Below are 18133 nucleotides of genomic sequence, written 5' to 3' on the forward strand. Positions count from 1 at the left end.
TTCTCGTAGGAATGGTACTCGGATCTTCCATCATCTGTTCTGTGACTGCCGATATTCAAAACCAGGGAAATGAATCGGTCATGGCACAATATGAAAACGGGACCGTAACTTCCGAATGGGCTGTTGATTTTTCAGCCACTCCTCTTGAAGGGTACCCCCCGGTCTGTGCCAAATTCACAGTTTCCGGACCGCTCGCCGATTATACCTGGGATTTTGGTGATGGGACAACATCCAACTCCCGCAGCCCGGTTCACTGTTATCAGAAATCAGGTTCATACTGGGTGAAACTGAAGTATTCAATAGGTCAGAAATCCGGTGAGGTAAATAAAGAAGACTACATCAAAGTCAAGGATCCTGTAAATCTGGTAGATTATTCTGCAGACCCTGTTAACGGGACAGTTCCACTAAATATTCAGTTTACCCTTACCGGAAATCCGACAAATATCCTTTGGGATTTTGATGACGGACAAGAGAGTTCCGATTCAAATCCTCGACACCAGTACCAGCACCCCGGGTTCTACTCACCAACCCTGACCTACTGCGTCGGAGGAAACTGCGATAAGATATCAAAATACAATTACATCCAGGTTTCCCAGGGAGAAGAGGTCAATTTCACAGCAGAAAAACTGGAGGGAGTGGCTCCCCTCTCCACCAAGTTTTCAGTCACCGGACCTGCTGAAACATTTTCATGGGACTTTGGAGACGGGACCACATCTTACGAGAGGGATCCCAACCATTACTATGAAAAGCCAGGCAATTACACGGTGACCCTGACCTACTCGATAGATGAGGCCAGTTATACTCTGACACGACCCGATTACATTCATACAACATCAAAATATGCTCCAGATTTTAATGGGTCTCCCCGGAGAGGAATCGCTCCTCTTTGCGTTGATCTTGACATGATTAACCAGCCCCAGTCATGGACTTGGATGTTTGGAGACAACACAACATCACCTGAATCCCACGGTTCGCATTGCTACGGGTTCAGTGGAAGTTATGATGTCGGGCTTCATTACTGCTACAACGGATACTGTAGCGACGTTATCAAACCGGGTTTTGTCACAGTAGATTCACCAAGGATTTTTTCCGAACGTGGCGACGATGAGGCAACTGTAAAATTCAGATCAGATGCAGGTGAAGGGCTCAGATATATCTGGGACTTTGGTGATTCTGCAACATCGGAGAGTGCAGGTCCCACTCACCGGTATGAGAAACCTGGCAAGTACAACGTGACCCTTTCTGTGCTTGGAACCTGCGGGTGTACGGCTAAGACCTCTGCAACAATTTCGGTAAACCCCAAACAGGTACTTGACTTCACAGCGACCCCGCTTGAGGGGTGTGCTCCGCACAGTGTCCAGTTTAGTACTGCACCACCAGCATCACTTGCAGAGAAACAGAAGTGGGACTTTGGTGATGGCGAAAAGAGCACAGATAACAACCCATTCCACAGTTACCAGTTTGCAGGAACATACTCAGTTACCTTGGTGAAAGAATATCCAGACCATCAGGAGAACGTAACCAAGCCTGATTATATTCATATTTTTGAAGTGCCCCGCCCGACCTTCTCAATGAATCCGACAACAGGAGTTGCACCGGCAACCATTACGTTTACTGATACGACAACCGGATACGAGTCAAAACGATCGTGGGACTTTGGCGATGGTGTAACCGGAACCGATGCACGGATGGAACACCAGTACACACAGGAAGGAACGTTCAACGTTTCTCTCACGATCTGGGGTCAGGGTGACTGCCATGGTGCAACAACTAAAGAGGTACGGATATCCAGCCAGAAAGAGGTGAAATATGACCTTTCCGGACTACCAAGGCGAGGAACTGCCCCGTTGTCAACATCCTTTAAAATTACCGGCAGTCCATACCAATGGTCAATCGATTTCGGGGATGGAAGTCAGCCTACGTCAGAGCAGAATCCTTTCCACACCTATACAACCCCCGGTGTGTACAGTCCGAAACTCCATGTCTGTGACGCAGACGGATGTCAGAACATTATCAAATCCGGGTATGTTGTAGCGATCCCATCCTCCTATCAGAATATAACCCTCTCAAGAGGATGGAACCTTGTATCAACCCCGGTAACCCTTGAATCTGGACAGGATACAATGAGTTTGTTTTCCGGAGTAGATACAGCAAGCCATTCACTTTATTCCTGGGATAGTACTGTAGGACAGTGGAAGCGACTGACTAAGGATTCAGCTCTCGATCCCCTGACTGCGGTATGGATCTACGCAGCAAAACCAGTAGGCGTCAGTCTGCAGGTTGCGACATCAGGGCCCGAAGGAAACCTGACCAAATCCCTTTCAGCAGGCTGGAATCTGATGAGTTTTCCAGGGACAAACACAACTGCTCCTGAAGACGTATTCGATGATCTTCCCTGGTCATATCTTCTGGGCTTTAATGCACAATCCCAGCAGTATTATCCACCTGTTCAGAAAGGAAATGAAGGAGAGCAGTCAATAGACCCAAAGCAGGGATACTGGCTCTATATGGAGAGGCCTGGAACACTTGTGGCACCGGCCACATAACCAAAAATTTTGTTTCCCTGGATCAGGGAAGTTGTTTCCAAACATGGGCAAACCGCTGTGCAGCGGTTATATGCCCAAATATTCCAAAGATGAGAAGCAACCATGCAAAAAGGCTGAACCCCAGAATTTCTATAGGGATAAACAGACTGACGATACAGACACCCATCAAAAGCACGAGCCGGTCAGCCCGGCCAAGAAGACCTCCATAAAAACGGCCCACACCGACAGCCTGCGCCTGTGTTCCCATATATGATGACATCAGAACGCCGGTGAGACCGAAAATCCCAATCCACCATGCACAGAGTGGACCTGAAAATATTCCGCAAAGGATGAAGATATCAGCATACCGGTCAACGGTGTGATCCAGAAAGTCCCCCCTGAGTCCCTGTTGTCCGAGTGCCCGTGCCATTGCCCCGTCAAGCCCATCAAAGAACGCATTAAGAATCACCCCAAAGGTGCCAAAGAGAATGTCACCTCTGAAAAATGCATATCCTCCACCTGCAGCAGCAATCAATGAGAGTATGGTGCAGAAGTTGGGTGTGAGACCTATCCGTACCGTTGCGGATACAACCGGATCCATAATAGGCTTAACCTGTGCTCGGTACGAATCAAGTGTCATAATAGGTCCGCACAGGTGGAAAGCCAGTCTACAACCCCATGTCTGGGAGGTAAATCTCCGGTCATGATCCTTTCTATCATATCTGCAACCTCGGCAACTGTCATATCGGTTACATCTATCTCATATATCATCTCAGGGGTATGTTCTTCCATTGCCTCAATGAGCACAACATCAAGTATTTCCGCTTCCACATTCTCGGCAACCTTTTCATCATGATATCCCCTGGCAACAAGCCGCTCTTTCAGAACATCAGGACGACACCTGATAACAATTACCCGGGATACAGGAAGGAGATGTGTAAGATGCCCTTCAACAATTCCTTCCCGCAGAGGGAACTCATCACGCCACCGATCTGTATCTATGACATGTGCCTGTCTTTCCTCATCTTCTTCGATGATGTATGGACCAATGGTATCGTTCGCCCTGATAACCTGATGACCACGGTTTGCCAGTTCATCTGATACGGTAGATTTCCCAGTCCCGGGAGTCCCGGTCAGGGCAATCAGCATATCTGATTGATTCCTGAGAGAAACTGCTCACATTCCCAATCCTCACCGACACAGACCCTGATGTAGTGATCTGCAAGACCGGGGAAGGAACGGCATGATCTGACGATGATACCTTTCTCTGCAAGTCGTGCCGCGCACTCATCTCCACTCATTGGTGCAGTGTCAATCATCACAAAGTTGGCTCCTCCCGGCAGAACCGGCAATTTGCATATATCGTGGAATTTCTGGATCCAGGATCTCACATGCCTGATTGTACGCTCAACGTACTCCTTATCATCGAGGGCACCGGTTGCTGCAGAAAGTGAGAGAGTATTGACCGTGAACGGGGTTGCTGCCTTTTCATACACCGGTTTCAGCCATGATGGAACAAAAGCATACCCGATCCGACAACCGGCAAGGCCAAAGACCTTAGACATGGTCCGTCCGATAACAAGGTTATCGTGCTTTTGCATCAGGGAGCGGTAATCGATCTCTGAAAATTCAACATATGCATTATCCAGAAAGAGAATGCCATCCAGAGCATCTGCTATCCTTTCAACATCTTCCGGAGAAGTCATGGTTCCAGTCGGGTTGTTCGGACTGCATAGGAATGCTATCTTTGCATTTTTCGCTGCAGATATGAAAGCACCCACATCTACTGTGAAGTCATTTCTCCGTGGGATTTTGATAATCTCTGCGCCCTGGGCCTTTGCCGCAAGCCCATAAAACGAAAAGGTTGGGACTGATACTGCTACCACCTCACCGGGATTAACCAGTACACGGATACAGGTCTCAATAACCCCGTCCATCCCAACGCCGGTTACGAACTCATAGTCACCATGATAATCCCGGAGTGCCTGAATCAGTCTTCCGGCTCCTCCGGTATCAGGATACCGGTGAACAGTTGCAAGTGCTTTCTGCACTGCAGCAACCGCAAGGGGAGAGGGACCAAAGGGATTTTCATTGCTTGCCAGCCGGGCCACTCTTGAAAACCCGTAGGTCTCTGCTATCTCTTCAGGAGAGCGGGCATACACATACCCCTCCTGCTGGTAGATATCACGAACTAGCGAATTTACTGACTGCTGCATTGATGATACCTGTCGCCTTGTCTATTTCGGCATTAGTGATGGTCAGTGGGGGGACAAGCCTCAGGTTCCCATGTGCTGCACAGTTGACAAGCAGGCCATGTACTGCACATTCTTTCTGAACGTCAGCACAATGATCGCCAATTGTTATCCCGATCATCAGTCCCCTGACCCGGGGATTGAGATGAGCCATTGCTGCCCTGAACCGCTCACCCTTTGCTGCAACTTCAGGAAGTGCCTCACCAATCACATCAATCGATGCAAGAGCTGCGGCACAGGCAATGGGCCCCCCTGCAAAGGTACTTCCATGCTCTGACTTCCCAAATTCCAGCCCTTCCCGTGCTACAATAGCTCCCATGGGAAATCCACTCGCTATCGCCTTTGCCATGGTAATAATATCAGGAAGAATTCCTTCCTCCTGGAATGCGAACCAGTGCCCTGTCCGGCCCATACCACTCTGAACCTCGTCTATGATGAGGAGAACACCTTTGGCATCACAGATCTCCCTGACCTCCTTCAGGTATCCTGCCGGGGGAATAATGACACCTCCTTCACCCTGAATCGGTTCAAGAATTACAGCAGCGGTCTCCGTTGTAATTGCAGCCTTCAGTGCTTGTGCATCGCCATAGGGTACAAACGATGTAAACGGCTGAAGAGGCATGAATGGCTCTCTGATAGCAGGTTTGTGGGTACAGGAAAGGGATCCCATCGTCCGCCCATGAAATCCTCCCTCACATGCAATGAACTCTTTCTTCCCGGTTCTGATCCGAGCCAGTTTCAGGGCTCCTTCCATTGCTTCAGCACCTGAGTTGGAGAAGAATGCCTTTGCTTTTCCAGGAAGTCCTGATATCTCGACTAGTTTTTTGGCGAGAGCACCCTGGTGCGGAACATAGAACAGGTTCGAACAATGGATCAGTTCTGTTGCCTGTTCGGTTATGGCTTTGACTACCTTTGGATGGCAGTGGCCTGTACTACATACTGCGATTCCTGCTATAAGGTCAAGGTACTGCTTCCCGTCAGCATCGGTAACGGTGCATCCAGACCCTTTGGTGATCATGATCTCCCTGCTGAATGCAGGCATGATATATTGTGATTCGAGTTCCCGATAATTTGATTCGAAATTCATTATTTCATCTCATTCATATTCGATTGTTGCCGGCGGCTTGGGGGTGATGTCATACACCACCCGTGAAACTGCCGGGATAGTTGAGGTAATCCGACCCTGGATCTCTGCCAGGTCTTCCCAGGTGATCTCTATTGGATCAGCGGTCATTCCGTCGCGTGAGTTCACTGCTCTCACTGCAACGATCCACCCATGCAATCTGTTGTCCCCTTTTACACCGGTACCAAGACCGACGAGAGCTGCAAGACATTGCCATGGACGGTACTTCTCAACCAGGACATCCTCAACGATTGCATTTGCTTCCCTAACCACCTCAATCGCTTCACGGGTGATCGCTCCGACCACCCTGACCGAGAGACCAGGACCTGGGAATGGCATCCGGTGTGCTATCTCACCGGGCAATCCGAGGGCTTCTGCGACATCCCTTACTTCATCCTTGTACAGTTCACGCAGTGGCTCGATCACCTTGCTGAATTCTATCGAGAGGGGCATACCACCAACATTATGATGACTCTTGATGCCTCCTTCACTCTCGATACAATCCGGGTAGATCGTTCCCTGGAGAAGGTACTTGGCGCCTGTTGCACGGGCTTCGCGTTCAAAGATCCTGATAAACTTCTCACCAATGATTTTGCGCTTTTTCTCTGGATCTGACTCACCGGCAAGGGCTGATATAAACTCTTCACCAGCGTCAATAATCCGGACACCCAGGTGACCAAATATTTCCTTTATCCGTGCGGTCTCTCCCTTGCGCATCAACCCGGTATCAACATAAATCGGGATGAGTTTGTCACCGATTGCACGCGATGCCAGTTCAGCACAGACTGAACTGTCAACACCACCAGACAGGGCAATGACTGCATGTTCACCTCCCGCATCTTCCTGAATCTTCCTGATTGATTCTGCAATGAACTTCTCGACCTTGACCATTATTCTGCTCCTTTCTTCATCTTCAGTGCTGCTTCCACAAACCCGAGGAACGGTGGTGACGGTCTTGTCGGGCGTGATCTGAACTCAGGATGGAACTGGGTAGCAAAGAAGAACGGATGATCAGGGATCTCAACGATCTCCATTCTGTTTCCCCACGTCCCTGAGAAGACAAGACCTTCCGCCTCCATATCAGTGATATATGACGGATCCACCTCGTAACGATGACGATGACGTTCGGTGATTTCACCTGCGCCATACAGTTTCATCGCAAGGGTTCCTGGCTTGACTGTGATATTATAATCACCAAGACGCATGGTCCCTCCAAGCTCTTCGACACCGTCCTGTTCAGGCAGGATGGTGATCACTTCAGTGCCAGTGCTGCACTCACTGCTACACGCATCGCTCCACCCCAGTACATGACGGGCATACTCAACAACCGAGAGTTGGAACCCGAGACAGAGTCCGAGCAGTGGAACCTTCTCTTCACGTGCATACTGTATTGCACAGATCTTCCCTTCGATCCCCCTGACACCGAATCCTCCGGGGATGAGAATACCATCGCATTCTTTGAGTTCAGATCTCTCAACCCGTTCTGCATCAAGCCACTGGATTGTGACCTCGGTTGATAGTGACCGTCCTGCATGCTTGAGGGCCTCCTTTATCGAGAGATACACATCTTCTTTTCCGTACTTGCTCACGATCCCGATAGTTACCCGCTGGGTGTACTCCCTGGTCACGATGCGGTACCAGTCAGGATCAAGGGATTCGTTTGCTAATTTCAGATGTTGACAGAGCACCTTTGAGAGTCCTTCTTTCTCTAGCTCCATCGGAACCTGATAGATATCTGGTGCAGTGGTGGCACTGATAACTGCATACTGGGGGATATCACAGAGAGAGGAGATCTTTTTCTTTGTATTGATCGAGATTGGGCGTTCACTTCTTCCAACGATGATATCAGTAAACAACCCGAGTTCACGTAGTGCCTTAACTGAGTGCTGGGTCGGTTTGGTTTTGAGATCCCCCATCGAATCAGAAGGCATCAGGGTGACATGAACAAGTGCGCGGTCTTCGGGCGGCAGTTCGCTGCGCATCTGCCTGACAGATTCAAGGAATGGCATGCTCTCGATATCTCCGACAGTCCCTCCAACCTCTACGATGCAGATGTCTGCCTCTTTCCCATCAAATACCTTCTCTGATGCTGCAATCCTGATGCATTCCTTGATCTGATCAGTGATATGCGGGATGATCTGCACAGTCTGGCCAAGATAATCGCCTCTGCGTTCCTTATCGATGACGAGGCGGTACACCTTCCCGGTGGTAATATTGTGGGATGAGTTGAGCTCAATGTCCAGGAACCGTTCGTAGTTGCCGAGGTCCAGATCCACCTCGCCCCCGTCATGGAGAACATACACCTCTCCATGCTGGGCTGGATTCATTGTCCCCGCATCGATATTCAGGTAGGGATCGATCTTGACCGCAGTGACATTATATCCCCGGTTTTTCAAAAGCCGTCCTATTGATGCAGCGGTGATCCCTTTCCCAAGACCACTCATCACACCACCGGTAATAAAGATATACTTCATGCCTCCCCTCAATAAACTCAGCAAAAGAGTTGGCTCCGATCCCTCTAATACCAAACGGCCCCAGACCAGAAGGCAGGATCGTCTGAAAACTCACCTGGAGAATTCCCTGACCTGAAGGATTTGAGCCTTCAGAGAAACTTTTCATCGTTATCTTCTTCCCTCCGGTTAAAGAAGCCCTAAGTAATATGTCATATCTTGATGATGTCATAAATTCAGGGCAAAAAGCAAACCCATTTTTCTGTCTTATGGGGATAGAACCGAAAAAATGGGGAGAGGGCAAAGCATCTCTCATGATGACCGTCAGGCCCGATATGACCAACGGAGAGGGATGGCTCCAGGGAGGCATGTATACCTCCCTTGTTGATGAGGCCATGGCATTGGCAATTTATACTCTTCTTGAAGACGGGCAGATGATTGCAACCATCTCCTGTACCACCACATTTCTCCGGGGTGTCAGGGCTGGAGAGTGTATTATAGCAGAAGCCTGGGTAGTCAGGAAAGGCAGACAGATCATCTTTACCGAAGGGAGAGTCTGCAGTGCAGACGCAAAGTATGAACTTGCCAGGTGTTCTGCGTCATTTACGGTACGATAGCGGGATGTAGTCCCCAGAATCTATAAAACCACTGACGGAGAACAGCTGGGAAGCCACGATCGATGAGATACAGTATCGTTATTCCGGCATATAATGAAGAGAAACGGATAGGAAATCTTCTGCGAAACCTCTCGGACCCACATGCAGAGTTTATCTTTGTCTGTGATGGAACAGACAGGACCCCGGAAGTGATACAAGAATTCTCATCAGGGCATCCGAATCTCACGGTTCGGTGTCTGAATAATTACTCACACAGACTTGGAAAAGGTGGCGGGGTTTATGAAGGATTCAGGGCTGCAAAAGCTCCCCTGGTTGGGTTTATGGACGCAGACAACTCAACGGAATATTCGGAGATGCTCCGCCTGATAAACCAGATCGGCGATTATGCCGGGATCATCGGCTCACGCCATATGCCTGATTCGACTGTGGAGATTCATCAGCCTCTATCACGAAGGGTCCAAAGCAGGGCATTCAATCTCATCATCAAACTGCTTTTCGGTCTGCAATTCTATGATACTCAATGCGGAGCAAAGGTCTTTCGCAAGGATGCGGTCGACAAAATTCTCCCTGCTTTACGGGCACGGGGGTTTGAGTTTGATGTAGAACTCCTCTGGCACATGAGGAGGGCCGGATTTCAGGTTCTGGAAGTACCGGTTATCTGGAATGATACCGGAGACTCCAGACTTCAGACATCAGATGCATTTTCCATGCTTTCCACTCTTCTTCGTCTGCGACTGGGTATCGGAGCCCATGACTGACGCAGACAGAATCACGACCGAGGCATTCAAACTTTTTGAACAGGAGCAGTATTCAGCCTGCCTCGACCTGATCCAGTCCACTCCTCAGAGGTTGATTGATACAAGAATCCGGATCCTTGAAGCAATCTGCCTGTATAGTACTGGCTCCCTTGATGAAGCGGAAGTCTGTCTGCGTGATCTCAGGTCAAGGGTTCCTGATTCATCTGAAGTCTGTTTATACCTGGGAAAAGTACTTGAACGGAAAGGAGACGAAGGGGCCAGGGCAGAGTTTGCTGAAGCAGTCAGGCTGGCACCGGATCAGACAGAAGGAATCAGGCGATATGCCAGGTACCTTACAGGAGCAGGGGATCATCGGGCTGCACTCTGTCTGCTTAAAAGACTGGTTCTATTCACAGGCAAGGGTGAAGATATTGCTGGACTCATGCACTGCTATAGTGCTCTGGGTTTTTTTGAAGAGGGGATTGCACGATACAAACAGGCAGGAGCACCTGACGAATGCTTCAGGATATATCTCAATCTGCTTTTTGCATCTGGAAGATACCAGGAACTTACTGACGAGATTGAAAGATCTCCAAACAAGCATGATCGCGATCTTATAATCCTCTCCTGTGAAGCCCGGGTTCACATAGATCCAGACAAGGCAGATCAGGAATTTCTTATCCATCTCAGGAAAAACCCCTCTGCTGAACTAGCCTCCCACTATACAAGATATCTTGAATCCCGGGGACTTATCCAGGAAGCACTCGGAGTCTGGTCAACCTGGCTTGCAAGGAGTGAAAACCCGGCATACCAGTTGCAGGGAGCTTCCCTCATCGAGTCAGTATCAGGGCCAGAACAAGCGCTTGAACTTTATTCACAATTCCTTTTTGGAAGGGAGAACCATGATTCATTGAATTTAGGCACATGGCTCTCCTCCTTTCGTGAGCTTCTGGTCAAATCCAGAGGAAGTACTGTAGCACTTGACGAGACACTCACCCGAATCAGACCTGATCTTCATCCAGCCATTCAGGTAGGAATCGCAGAGTGGTGTGAGGAAGAAAGGAGACATAAAGATGCAAAACGCCTTTTCCTTCAGGCATTCAGGTCAGACCTGACAAACTCAGGTTTTTCTTATGCCAAGTACCTCGGACGGAACAGTGAGAAGAGGGAACAGAAAAAAATTCTCGGATATATTCTGAAAACGATCAGAAAGGCAAGGGATCTAGAAATGATAGCAGGAAAAATCCTGACGTTAACAGAGCCTGATCCTGATCTTATCTCACTTCTGAACCAGCGGTTTGAAGGGATTGTTTCTCTGCTCTCCCAGAAGGGACGTGAATTATACGCCCGCTGCCTTTCTCTGGAATCACAGCATGAACTCCAGGCAGGAAGTCCGGACAAAGCTCTCAAGCATGCCCTGACCGGACTTTCGATTGTTCCAGTTGATGCAAGCAGTGTTGCCGAATCACTTTTTACCCTCCTCGTTGCATCTAAAACTCAGGTTCTTCCTGACTTTATCCCGTCACAGATATGTCCGGCAACAAAACCGCAGGGCTCTCTGAGCAACACAGGACAAATATCTCTCTCATGGCTTGATCCAGGTGAAGAGGCAGTAGTTGAATACCTTCGAAAACACCGGGTCTGCAATGAGATGGATCTCAGGAAAGTGGCAGGAACCCGCAGAGTTGCCGGGCTTATGAACAGAATCATGAGAAAATCTGAGGAGCATGGGATCCATCTTGCAGACAAGGAAGGATACTCTGAGTTCGGGGAGATGTACCGATATGCAGGCCCCTGACATCTCTGACGCATCGGTCCTTGAGAGCATCGGAATCATCAACGCACTCAGACGTGGGACGGTTCCTGCCCAGGGACTTGGAAGGTTCGCAGTTGGTCTTTCTACTGAAGAGCAGGTGATCGCTGATCAGATGGATCTTGTCTCAAAAGGTGGCGCAGATATCAAGTTCATCAGAGGGGAGTACGGAAGCGGTAAGACATTTCTCATAGCACGGGCCCTAGAGATTGCACGAAAAAAAGGATTTGTAACTGCCCACGTGGCAATATCTCCGGTTGCTCCTCTTCACCGCCTTCGGTCCCTGTATGCTCAGATCGCAACATCACTTCATGCAGGAGGTGAACAGCAGGCGTTCAGATCTATCATTGATGCCTGGCTGTTTGGGATAGAACAGCGGGTCAGTGCACGGGAGGGGTCAGCGATTCCATCTGAGCGTCTTGAAGAACTCACCCTCCAGGAGGTTGAGTATGCTCTTGCTGACATCAGTCTGCTGAATGCACCTGTTGCCGCTGTTATCAGAACATATTATCTTGCAAACAACGCAGCAGACTTCAGGACTTCTCAGGCAGCCATCGGATGGCTCTGTGGGGATCCCAATATCGGAAGAGACCTGAGACAAAAGGCAGGAATCAGAGGCGATATCGGTGACTCATCTATATTCCCTCTCCTTGAAGCACTCCCGGTGTTCGTAACCGGGGCAGGATACCAGGGGTGTGTGGTCGCCATAGATGAACTTGAGATAACCCAGACCTTCCCCCGAAATCTCCGGGAGCGGGGATTTCAGAACTTGGTCAGAATAATTGATGCAATTGACGGGGGGCTGCTGCCTCGCTGGTATCTTATCTGTGCAGGAACTCCCATGTTATATGATGGGCCGCGTGGAATGAGGCCGGTTACTCCCCTGTACGATAGAATAGGTCAGACACCAAAGGAAGGAGAGTTCCCAAACCCAAGGCAGCCGCAGATTCTGCTCAAACCGTTCAGTCCTGATCGGCTTGAAGAGGTTGCCCACCGAATAGCCGGAGTATACGAAGAAGCATACGGGGAGGTTGACAGGAGCCGGATATCACACAGGTTTATCAGAACAATGGTAAACCGGGTGAGCACGGCATTTGGCGGAAGGATCGACATCATCCCGCGGTTATTTCTCAAGGAGTTCGTGGATATTCTAGATAAATGCGATCTGTACCCTGATTATGATCCGATGTCAGTGTACCAGACAGATCCACTCGACCTTCAGGAAATCCTCACAGACGAAGAAAAAGCAGTGATGCAGATCAGGTTCTGATCAAATCTCCCTTCTGATGCGGGATGATGCTGCGTGAGCATGCAGCCCTTCAGCAGTTGCGAGTCGCTCAACAACATCGCCGATGGCATCTATCCCTTCACGTGAGATGATCTGAACCGTTGATGTCTTGGTAAAATGTGATACATTAAGCCCGGAGTAGAGTTTTGCATTTCCTGCCGTGGGAAGAACATGATTTGTGCCTGAAGCATAATCACCGCAGGCAACAGGAGCATACTGACCGACAAATATTGAGCCAGCATTCCTTACTTTCTGCAGAACGGGAAGAGGATCCTGAACCTGGATGGAGAGATGTTCTGGTGCTATTTTGTCTGATGTCGCAATCGCATCAGCAATATCATTCACAACCAGATATCCTGACTGATCAAGTGCCTGCCTGATGATCTCTTGTCTTGGGGCTTCAGCTACGAGACGTTCAATCCAGTCACCGACCTGCGCAGGAAGACTGGGATCAGTGGTGATTAGAACTGAAGCGGCCTGGGGATCATGCTCAGACTGGGCAAGAATATCTGCAGCGACAAAATCCGGACGGGCTGTATGATCAGCGATGATTGCGATCTCTGATGGGCCGGCAGGAAAGTCAATCTCAACCCTTCCCCTGAGCATCATCTTTGCTGCCGTTACGTACGCATTTCCAGGACCTACAATCTTCTGAACCGGTCTGATCGTATCGGTTCCAAGAGCCATCGCAGCAATAGCCTGGGCCCCTCCTACAGTATAAATGTCAGTCACCCCTGCAATGTCAGCAGCAACAAGGGTCAGGGGGTTTGCAGGAGGAGGAGTACAGCAGATGATCTCATTTACTCCTGCTACCTGGGCTGGCACTGCACACATCAGCACAGTTGACGGGTATGCCGCGCGACCCCCGGGAACGTACATTCCGATTCGTTCCAGCGGAGTAGTTTTAACCCCGAGTGTAATACCATCTTCAGTTCCGGAAAACCAGAGATCTTTCTGCCTCTGTAGTTCATGAAAGGTCCATATCCGTGAAAACGCTTCAGTCAGTGCTTCGACGATTTCAGGATCGACCGATTCATATGCCTCATCGATCTCATCTTCACTAACCCTGAGATGATCCAGCCTGATCTTGTCAAACCGCTCACACAGATCGAAGAGGGCTTCATCACCCCCCCCTGTTACCTCATCAATGATATTCTGAACTGCACCTGTAACATCGGTCAGTGTTGCCTGCTGACGGGAGAGCCAGGTATCAAGCGTGAGAGCGGTCCACACCATGGGATATACGTATGATATGCCCGGTAAAAAATGAGTACGCCAGCAGTTGGCGCTATCCTGATTGAGAACCTATGGCGGCGTCCCATCGCCATACATAGAACCCTGGTGTCGGGCGTGCAACTTTTCCTTTGAGAAGTTCACGCATCATCTTCTCCAGGTTCAGGTACAGAAGAACCATCTGTTCAGTGCCGCCTCCAGATTCTTCCACAACCCGTATTATCCCTTTCACGTAGTCTTCAATACCATGACAGGCAGATATGTCCACAGGCATAACCTCCCTGAATTCCACTTTTCTGATCATGGAAACCTCATCTACAGAAACAGCCATGGGAGTCTCCATCACCTTTCCTGCCGGAATAATCATGGTTCGTCTGCGATTGGATTCTGCTGCCTTTTCCATCCCAAGAAGTGGTGCGACATTAATAGCAGGGATCATCTCCTGCTTCCATTCGACCATACCGTCAATATACGGGGGGGCATCATACACCTCGACTGTCGGAAGTGGAACAATGAACTTATCGATAATGTTGCTGTCTATCAGGTAATGATCTCTTCCAAGTTGTATCTCCACAAGGGTAAGGAATTCCTCCACCTGCATCCCCCTGTCTCCTAAAGGAGACGTATTATATCAGTGTGTGTCTCGCCCATATTGATACCTTCCTGAGTTAAACCTTAGCAGAAGTCATATTCAAAGTCCCACCAGATGGATCTCATTGTTTCGTTTAACCAGGACAGAGATACAAAGGTCTATCCAGATTCATTGTTAATATAAGATCATTTCTGCTTTGGTGCCATCTGCCGTGGGGCTGAAGCACAAGAAGATATGGGCAGGGGACATGGATACAACCGTTCAGTTACACAGGCTGCTTCTTTTCTCACTTGGAGAAGGAACCTATGCGGCAGACGTCTCATACATCAGAGAGATAGTGCAGGATCAACAGAAGATTCCTCTTCCAAATGCCCCGGATTATATTCCAGGGGTCTTCAATCTGCGAAGTGATGTCGTCAAAGTGATAGATATCAGACGTATCATTCCACTTTCTGGAGAAGGGACAAAGAAGAAGATCATTGTATTTATACCTGAGAACGACTCCTCAACACGATTCGGAATGGTCGTAGACGAGGTCTATGGTATCATGGAAATCCCTTCAGACTGTGTCTCTCTTCTTGACCGGACAAATGCAGGCATCCAGAATAATTTTATGATTGGCTTCTTAACGTTCTCACTAACCGAGTTCCTCAACCAGTCAAGCAGAAAATTCGCAGCCGGAGATGATGAAGTCGTCTGGATAGATTTTGAGGATATGATCCAGACTATCATTGATGAAGAAAAAGCCCAGAATATTGTTTTCCGTCTGACTGCCCTCTTCAATCCCCAGTACCTCTTCTCAGACAACTGGAGATCACTACAGAATAAATAAGAAGATCAGACTGCAATTCGCAGTTTCTGATCCTTTCCTTTGAGAAATCCGACCTTTTTGAGATCATCCAGAATTGCATCGATGTACTCACCGCTCAAATGGAGTGCAATCTTCGCCCCGTCGTCGCTGGTTTCTACATCGCGGTTTGCAAACTCGTTGATAATATTCTCTCTGGAGACTTTTCCCTCTTCCTTGATAAGGGCGAGAATCTCGGATACCAGGATGTGCTTGATCTGAAGTCTTGGGAAGAATGAGGCGCCATCCTCTTCTTCGACTTCATATTTCTCAAGAAATTCCCCAATCTTATCCAGATCATCAAGGAATACATATTCTGAACCTATTGAGACGAGCCATTCACCGTCATCCCCTGCTGTGATGGTGCTAACCACGTTGTATTTTTCAAGAATTTCATCCCTGATCTCAGGGATCTCATCTGCAAACACCGTCAGGGTTGACTCGTCAGGTTCTATCTTTTTTGAAAGAACAAGACCGTCCTCCCCAATCTCCAGGAGCTCATTCAGATGAAGCAGCCTGGTAAGATAGACTTCTTCGATGATCTGCTCAAGAATATCTTCGCCCTCATCTCCATCAAGTGTACGGTCTCCTGTGACGAGATCCATCACACCTGATCCCACTCGATCTCCCACCTGGTACTTCTCAAGCGCCTGTGCGATTGCATCGCGTTGTGGAGTCAGTTGATCACGGGCCATGGCGAAAGATTCTGACTCCTCCTCTGTGGTCTGTGGATCTGATATCATGCTATCAAACATAGCAGCGAGATTCAGGTAGGTTCCACTGAGCATCAACCGTACATCAAGGGAAAATTTCTGTCGTACCTGGGATGATATTCCCATATCCTTCAGGACCTTTACAAATTCCCTTGCAATATCATGTGATGAAAAATAGATCTCTTCTTCCAGAACCATGGAGGACTCCACATTTCTTTTGTTTCTGCTGATGATATCCTTGCCGGCAGCCTGAGCCACAAAAAGAAGACATTTATGAGTGTATCTTTTTTAAAAGCCATGCCATGTTATGACTCAGCAATTCCATCGTTGCAAATCCTTCTTCATCATCTTCAACGCCGCCCAGTCCGCTACCAAGGCCCACATTCCAGTAACTGGACACGGGAATGATCATCTGGGAGGTCAGAAAGAAGTGGTTGATGGTATCTAAAGCATGAATAGCCCCTGCCCTGCGCATAGAAATTACAGTTGCATCCACTTTACACTGAAAGAGATCTCCGTTTGCCTTTCCAATCATTCCGCATCGATCAATGAATGCTTTCATTTCAGCAGTTACATCTGCGAAGTACGTAGGGGATGCGAGGATAATGCCATCTGCCTCAATCATCTTTTGTACAAACTCATTGAGAGAGTCTGATCCGATGATGCATTCTTTATTCTGGTTTTCATAGCACCGGCTACAGGCTTTGCATCCCTGGAGAGGTCTGCACCCAATCCTTACCAATTCTGTCTCTACCACTCCCTCAAGACCTCAAAAAAACTCTGATCATAAGCTCACTGTTTCCTTCCTGGACTTGCGGAGAAATCCACCACTTTCAAAACTGATGGATGGACGCTCATGATATAAAATTACAGACTCTGTGATCTTCGTTCACATATGGGTTGAACAAAAAAGGAATTTAGAAGAAAGGTCCTGCAAGATTATAATTCAGGGCTGAAAAGAGAATTGCAAACGCAATGAGCACCATCGCAATGTATACAGGGGTGTTCCAGGGAAGGATTTTTGCTCCATCCAGTGGACCGAGAGGCAGGAGGTTGAATGCCGCTATCATTGCATTGATCCTGATTCCCATAATGCCCACAAGAGCAACTTCGAATATGCCAATATTTATTCCGACTATCAGCAGGAGTGAAAACGGGATGAGAAGAAGCAGATTGCTCAGGGGCCCTGCCAGTGAGATCTTTCCATTCTCCTCCTCTGATATTTGAGAACCGTAGATCATGGTTGCTCCGGGTGCAGCAAATACTACTTTTGCGAGAGCAGCTACCGCGACTGCAACCACAAGCATGGTAGGGTTCATCTGAAACTCTGCCCAGTATCCATACCGCATTGCAGTGAATTTGTGAGCCATCTCGTGGACGATAAACGCCACTCCCGCAGTGATCATTGAGATCACGAACATTTCAAGGATCAGAGTTGGTATGAGTCTGCTCGTCCCGATCATAGCCACGGTGAACGCCGCAGAAAGTGCAAGCCAGGCGATCAGGAGATCGCGTCTCTCTCGCTGCGGTATTTGTTCCCAGATATGCATGGGTATCAGGTTTAGCATCAGGTCTTAAAAATCAGGGTCATCAGTTCATGTCAAGGCACTTGTACCACAATGACCCGACGCCCTTATTTCAGCCAGGCAGATATCTGTACTCATAAAATGTCACTGGAGAAACTCAGGGGTGAGATAGAAGCTGTTGATCTTGAGATCATGAGGCTGATTAAAGCGCGGATGGATATATCTATAAAAATCGCAGAGGAAAAGGCGGCTGTCGGTGCTCCCACCCGGGATCCTGAACGCGTGGAAGTGGTCCTGAACCACGTTGCCAGACAGGCTGAACTGTCAGGTATTGATCCCGGTCCAATAAGGAACATCTTTACAACGCTTATCAGGATGAGCGAGAGTCTTCAGGATAAAAAGAGGGGAAGTGAGTGA

At 48.7% G+C, this 18133-nt stretch carries 18 protein-coding genes; 7 read left to right on the top strand and 11 right to left on the bottom strand.

Translation table 11 applies throughout. The annotated features are described in order from the left end of the window. Positions 1–11 precede the first annotated feature (11 nt). The gene (locus tag VN429_RS08385) at positions 12–2546 is read left to right on the top strand and encodes a PKD domain-containing protein (RefSeq protein ID WP_325632052.1); all 2535 of its coding nucleotides are present in this window, start codon (positions 12–14) and stop codon (positions 2544–2546) included. Between the two features lie 22 nt (positions 2547–2568). Here the strand turns inward: VN429_RS08385 and VN429_RS08390 are convergent, their stop codons facing one another. Genes VN429_RS08390 through VN429_RS08415 form a run of 6 tightly spaced genes read right to left on the bottom strand, consistent with a single transcriptional unit; the run spans position 2569 to position 8374 of the window. Beyond that, positions 2569–3165, bottom strand: coding sequence for a CDP-alcohol phosphatidyltransferase family protein (locus VN429_RS08390; protein ID WP_325632054.1), 597 nt, complete (start codon positions 3163–3165; stop codon positions 2569–2571). Next, positions 3162–3674: an adenylate kinase family protein gene (locus VN429_RS08395; RefSeq protein WP_325632059.1), complete on the bottom strand. Its 513-nt coding sequence runs from the start codon at positions 3672–3674 to the stop codon at positions 3162–3164. The genes VN429_RS08390 and VN429_RS08395 overlap by 4 nt, the downstream gene beginning before the upstream one ends. After that, positions 3668–4741, bottom strand: coding sequence for a histidinol-phosphate transaminase (hisC, locus tag VN429_RS08400; RefSeq protein ID WP_325632063.1), 1074 nt, complete (start codon positions 4739–4741; stop codon positions 3668–3670). The genes VN429_RS08395 and hisC overlap by 7 nt, the downstream gene beginning before the upstream one ends. Then, complete coding sequence (locus tag VN429_RS08405; RefSeq protein ID WP_325632066.1) at positions 4710–5864, bottom strand: acetylornithine transaminase; 1155 nt, start codon at positions 5862–5864, stop codon at positions 4710–4712. Before VN429_RS08405 ends, hisC begins: the two co-directional genes overlap by 32 nt. A 9-nt stretch (positions 5865–5873) precedes the next feature. After that, positions 5874–6791, bottom strand: a complete 918-nt coding sequence (guaA, locus tag VN429_RS08410) for a glutamine-hydrolyzing GMP synthase (protein ID WP_325632068.1) — start codon at positions 6789–6791, stop codon at positions 5874–5876. Beyond that, a complete protein-coding gene (locus VN429_RS08415) occupies positions 6791–8374 on the bottom strand; it encodes a CTP synthase (protein WP_325632070.1) in 1584 nt (527 codons plus the stop codon). Before VN429_RS08415 ends, guaA begins: the two co-directional genes overlap by 1 nt. 185 nt (positions 8375–8559) lie before the next feature. Between VN429_RS08415 and VN429_RS08420 the strand changes: the two genes are divergently transcribed. The 4 genes from VN429_RS08420 to brxD all read left to right on the top strand — a co-directional run bounded on the left by VN429_RS08420 (position 8560) and on the right by brxD (position 12787). After that, positions 8560–8967, top strand: coding sequence for a PaaI family thioesterase (locus tag VN429_RS08420; RefSeq protein WP_325632073.1), 408 nt, complete (start codon positions 8560–8562; stop codon positions 8965–8967). A gap of 62 nt (positions 8968–9029) precedes the next feature. After that, the gene (locus VN429_RS08425; protein WP_325632076.1) at positions 9030–9725 is read left to right on the top strand and encodes a dolichyl-phosphate beta-glucosyltransferase; all 696 of its coding nucleotides are present in this window, start codon (positions 9030–9032) and stop codon (positions 9723–9725) included. Next, a complete protein-coding gene (locus VN429_RS08430) occupies positions 9718–11502 on the top strand; it encodes a tetratricopeptide repeat protein (protein ID WP_325632078.1) in 1785 nt (594 codons plus the stop codon). Before VN429_RS08425 ends, VN429_RS08430 begins: the two co-directional genes overlap by 8 nt. Continuing rightward, the gene (gene brxD / locus VN429_RS08435; protein WP_325632080.1) at positions 11489–12787 is read left to right on the top strand and encodes a BREX system ATP-binding protein BrxD; all 1299 of its coding nucleotides are present in this window, start codon (positions 11489–11491) and stop codon (positions 12785–12787) included. Before VN429_RS08430 ends, brxD begins: the two co-directional genes overlap by 14 nt. On the opposite strand, the gene hisD is transcribed toward brxD, so the two are convergent. Beyond that, positions 12788–14038 carry a histidinol dehydrogenase gene (gene hisD, locus VN429_RS08440; RefSeq protein ID WP_325632116.1) on the bottom strand — a complete coding sequence of 417 codons (1251 nt, stop codon included), beginning with the start codon at positions 14036–14038 and terminating at the stop codon, positions 12788–12790. Positions 14039–14093: 55 nt separating this feature from the next. Next, positions 14094–14639, bottom strand: a complete 546-nt coding sequence (locus VN429_RS08445; protein WP_325632082.1) for a chemotaxis protein CheW — start codon at positions 14637–14639, stop codon at positions 14094–14096. A gap of 238 nt (positions 14640–14877) precedes the next feature. Between VN429_RS08445 and VN429_RS08450 the strand changes: the two genes are divergently transcribed. Next, the gene (locus VN429_RS08450; RefSeq protein ID WP_325632087.1) at positions 14878–15462 is read left to right on the top strand and encodes a chemotaxis protein CheW; all 585 of its coding nucleotides are present in this window, start codon (positions 14878–14880) and stop codon (positions 15460–15462) included. Between the two features lie 5 nt (positions 15463–15467). Here the strand turns inward: VN429_RS08450 and VN429_RS08455 are convergent, their stop codons facing one another. From VN429_RS08455 to VN429_RS08465, 3 genes are all read right to left on the bottom strand, one after another. Continuing rightward, a complete protein-coding gene (locus VN429_RS08455; RefSeq protein WP_325632090.1) occupies positions 15468–16388 on the bottom strand; it encodes a hypothetical protein in 921 nt (306 codons plus the stop codon). 73 nt (positions 16389–16461) lie between these two features. Further along, the gene (locus tag VN429_RS08460) at positions 16462–16947 is read right to left on the bottom strand and encodes a flavodoxin family protein (RefSeq protein WP_325632092.1); all 486 of its coding nucleotides are present in this window, start codon (positions 16945–16947) and stop codon (positions 16462–16464) included. Positions 16948–17107: 160 nt separating this feature from the next. After that, positions 17108–17740 (bottom strand): peptidase M50, encoded by a 633-nt coding sequence (locus VN429_RS08465; RefSeq protein WP_325632094.1) that lies wholly within the window; start codon positions 17738–17740, stop codon positions 17108–17110. Positions 17741–17809: 69 nt separating this feature from the next. Between VN429_RS08465 and VN429_RS08470 the strand changes: the two genes are divergently transcribed. After that, positions 17810–18133, top strand: coding sequence for a chorismate mutase (locus tag VN429_RS08470; RefSeq protein WP_325632096.1), 324 nt, complete (start codon positions 17810–17812; stop codon positions 18131–18133).

This window comes from Methanospirillum sp., from assembly GCF_035560735.1.
In the GTDB taxonomy this organism is placed as follows: domain Archaea; phylum Halobacteriota; class Methanomicrobia; order Methanomicrobiales; family Methanospirillaceae; genus Methanospirillum.

Bases quoted from the DNA above. Each gene is read 5' to 3' on its own strand.
- hisC (WP_325632063.1), bottom strand. From the start codon at position 4,741: ATGCAGCAGTCAGTAAATTCGCTAGTTCGTGATATCTACCAGCAGGAG.
- VN429_RS08450 (WP_325632087.1), top strand. From the start codon at position 14,878: ATGGATACAACCGTTCAGTTACACAGGCTGCTTCTTTTCTCACTTGGA.
- VN429_RS08425 (WP_325632076.1), top strand. From the start codon at position 9,030: ATGAGATACAGTATCGTTATTCCGGCATATAATGAAGAGAAACGGATA.
- VN429_RS08420 (WP_325632073.1), top strand. From the start codon at position 8,560: ATGTCATATCTTGATGATGTCATAAATTCAGGGCAAAAAGCAAACCCA.
- VN429_RS08455 (WP_325632090.1), bottom strand. From the start codon at position 16,388: ATGGTTCTGGAAGAAGAGATCTATTTTTCATCACATGATATTGCAAGG.
- VN429_RS08395 (WP_325632059.1), bottom strand. From the start codon at position 3,674: ATGCTGATTGCCCTGACCGGGACTCCCGGGACTGGGAAATCTACCGTA.
- brxD (WP_325632080.1), top strand. From the start codon at position 11,489: ATGCAGGCCCCTGACATCTCTGACGCATCGGTCCTTGAGAGCATCGGA.
- VN429_RS08405 (WP_325632066.1), bottom strand. From the start codon at position 5,864: ATGAATTTCGAATCAAATTATCGGGAACTCGAATCACAATATATCATG.
- VN429_RS08445 (WP_325632082.1), bottom strand. From the start codon at position 14,639: ATGCAGGTGGAGGAATTCCTTACCCTTGTGGAGATACAACTTGGAAGA.
- guaA (WP_325632068.1), bottom strand. From the start codon at position 6,791: ATGGTCAAGGTCGAGAAGTTCATTGCAGAATCAATCAGGAAGATTCAG.
- VN429_RS08470 (WP_325632096.1), top strand. From the start codon at position 17,810: ATGACCCGACGCCCTTATTTCAGCCAGGCAGATATCTGTACTCATAAA.
- VN429_RS08385 (WP_325632052.1), top strand. From the start codon at position 12: ATGGTACTCGGATCTTCCATCATCTGTTCTGTGACTGCCGATATTCAA.
- VN429_RS08415 (WP_325632070.1), bottom strand. From the start codon at position 8,374: ATGAAGTATATCTTTATTACCGGTGGTGTGATGAGTGGTCTTGGGAAA.
- VN429_RS08465 (WP_325632094.1), bottom strand. From the start codon at position 17,740: ATGCATATCTGGGAACAAATACCGCAGCGAGAGAGACGCGATCTCCTG.
- VN429_RS08390 (WP_325632054.1), bottom strand. From the start codon at position 3,165: ATGACACTTGATTCGTACCGAGCACAGGTTAAGCCTATTATGGATCCG.
- VN429_RS08430 (WP_325632078.1), top strand. From the start codon at position 9,718: ATGACTGACGCAGACAGAATCACGACCGAGGCATTCAAACTTTTTGAA.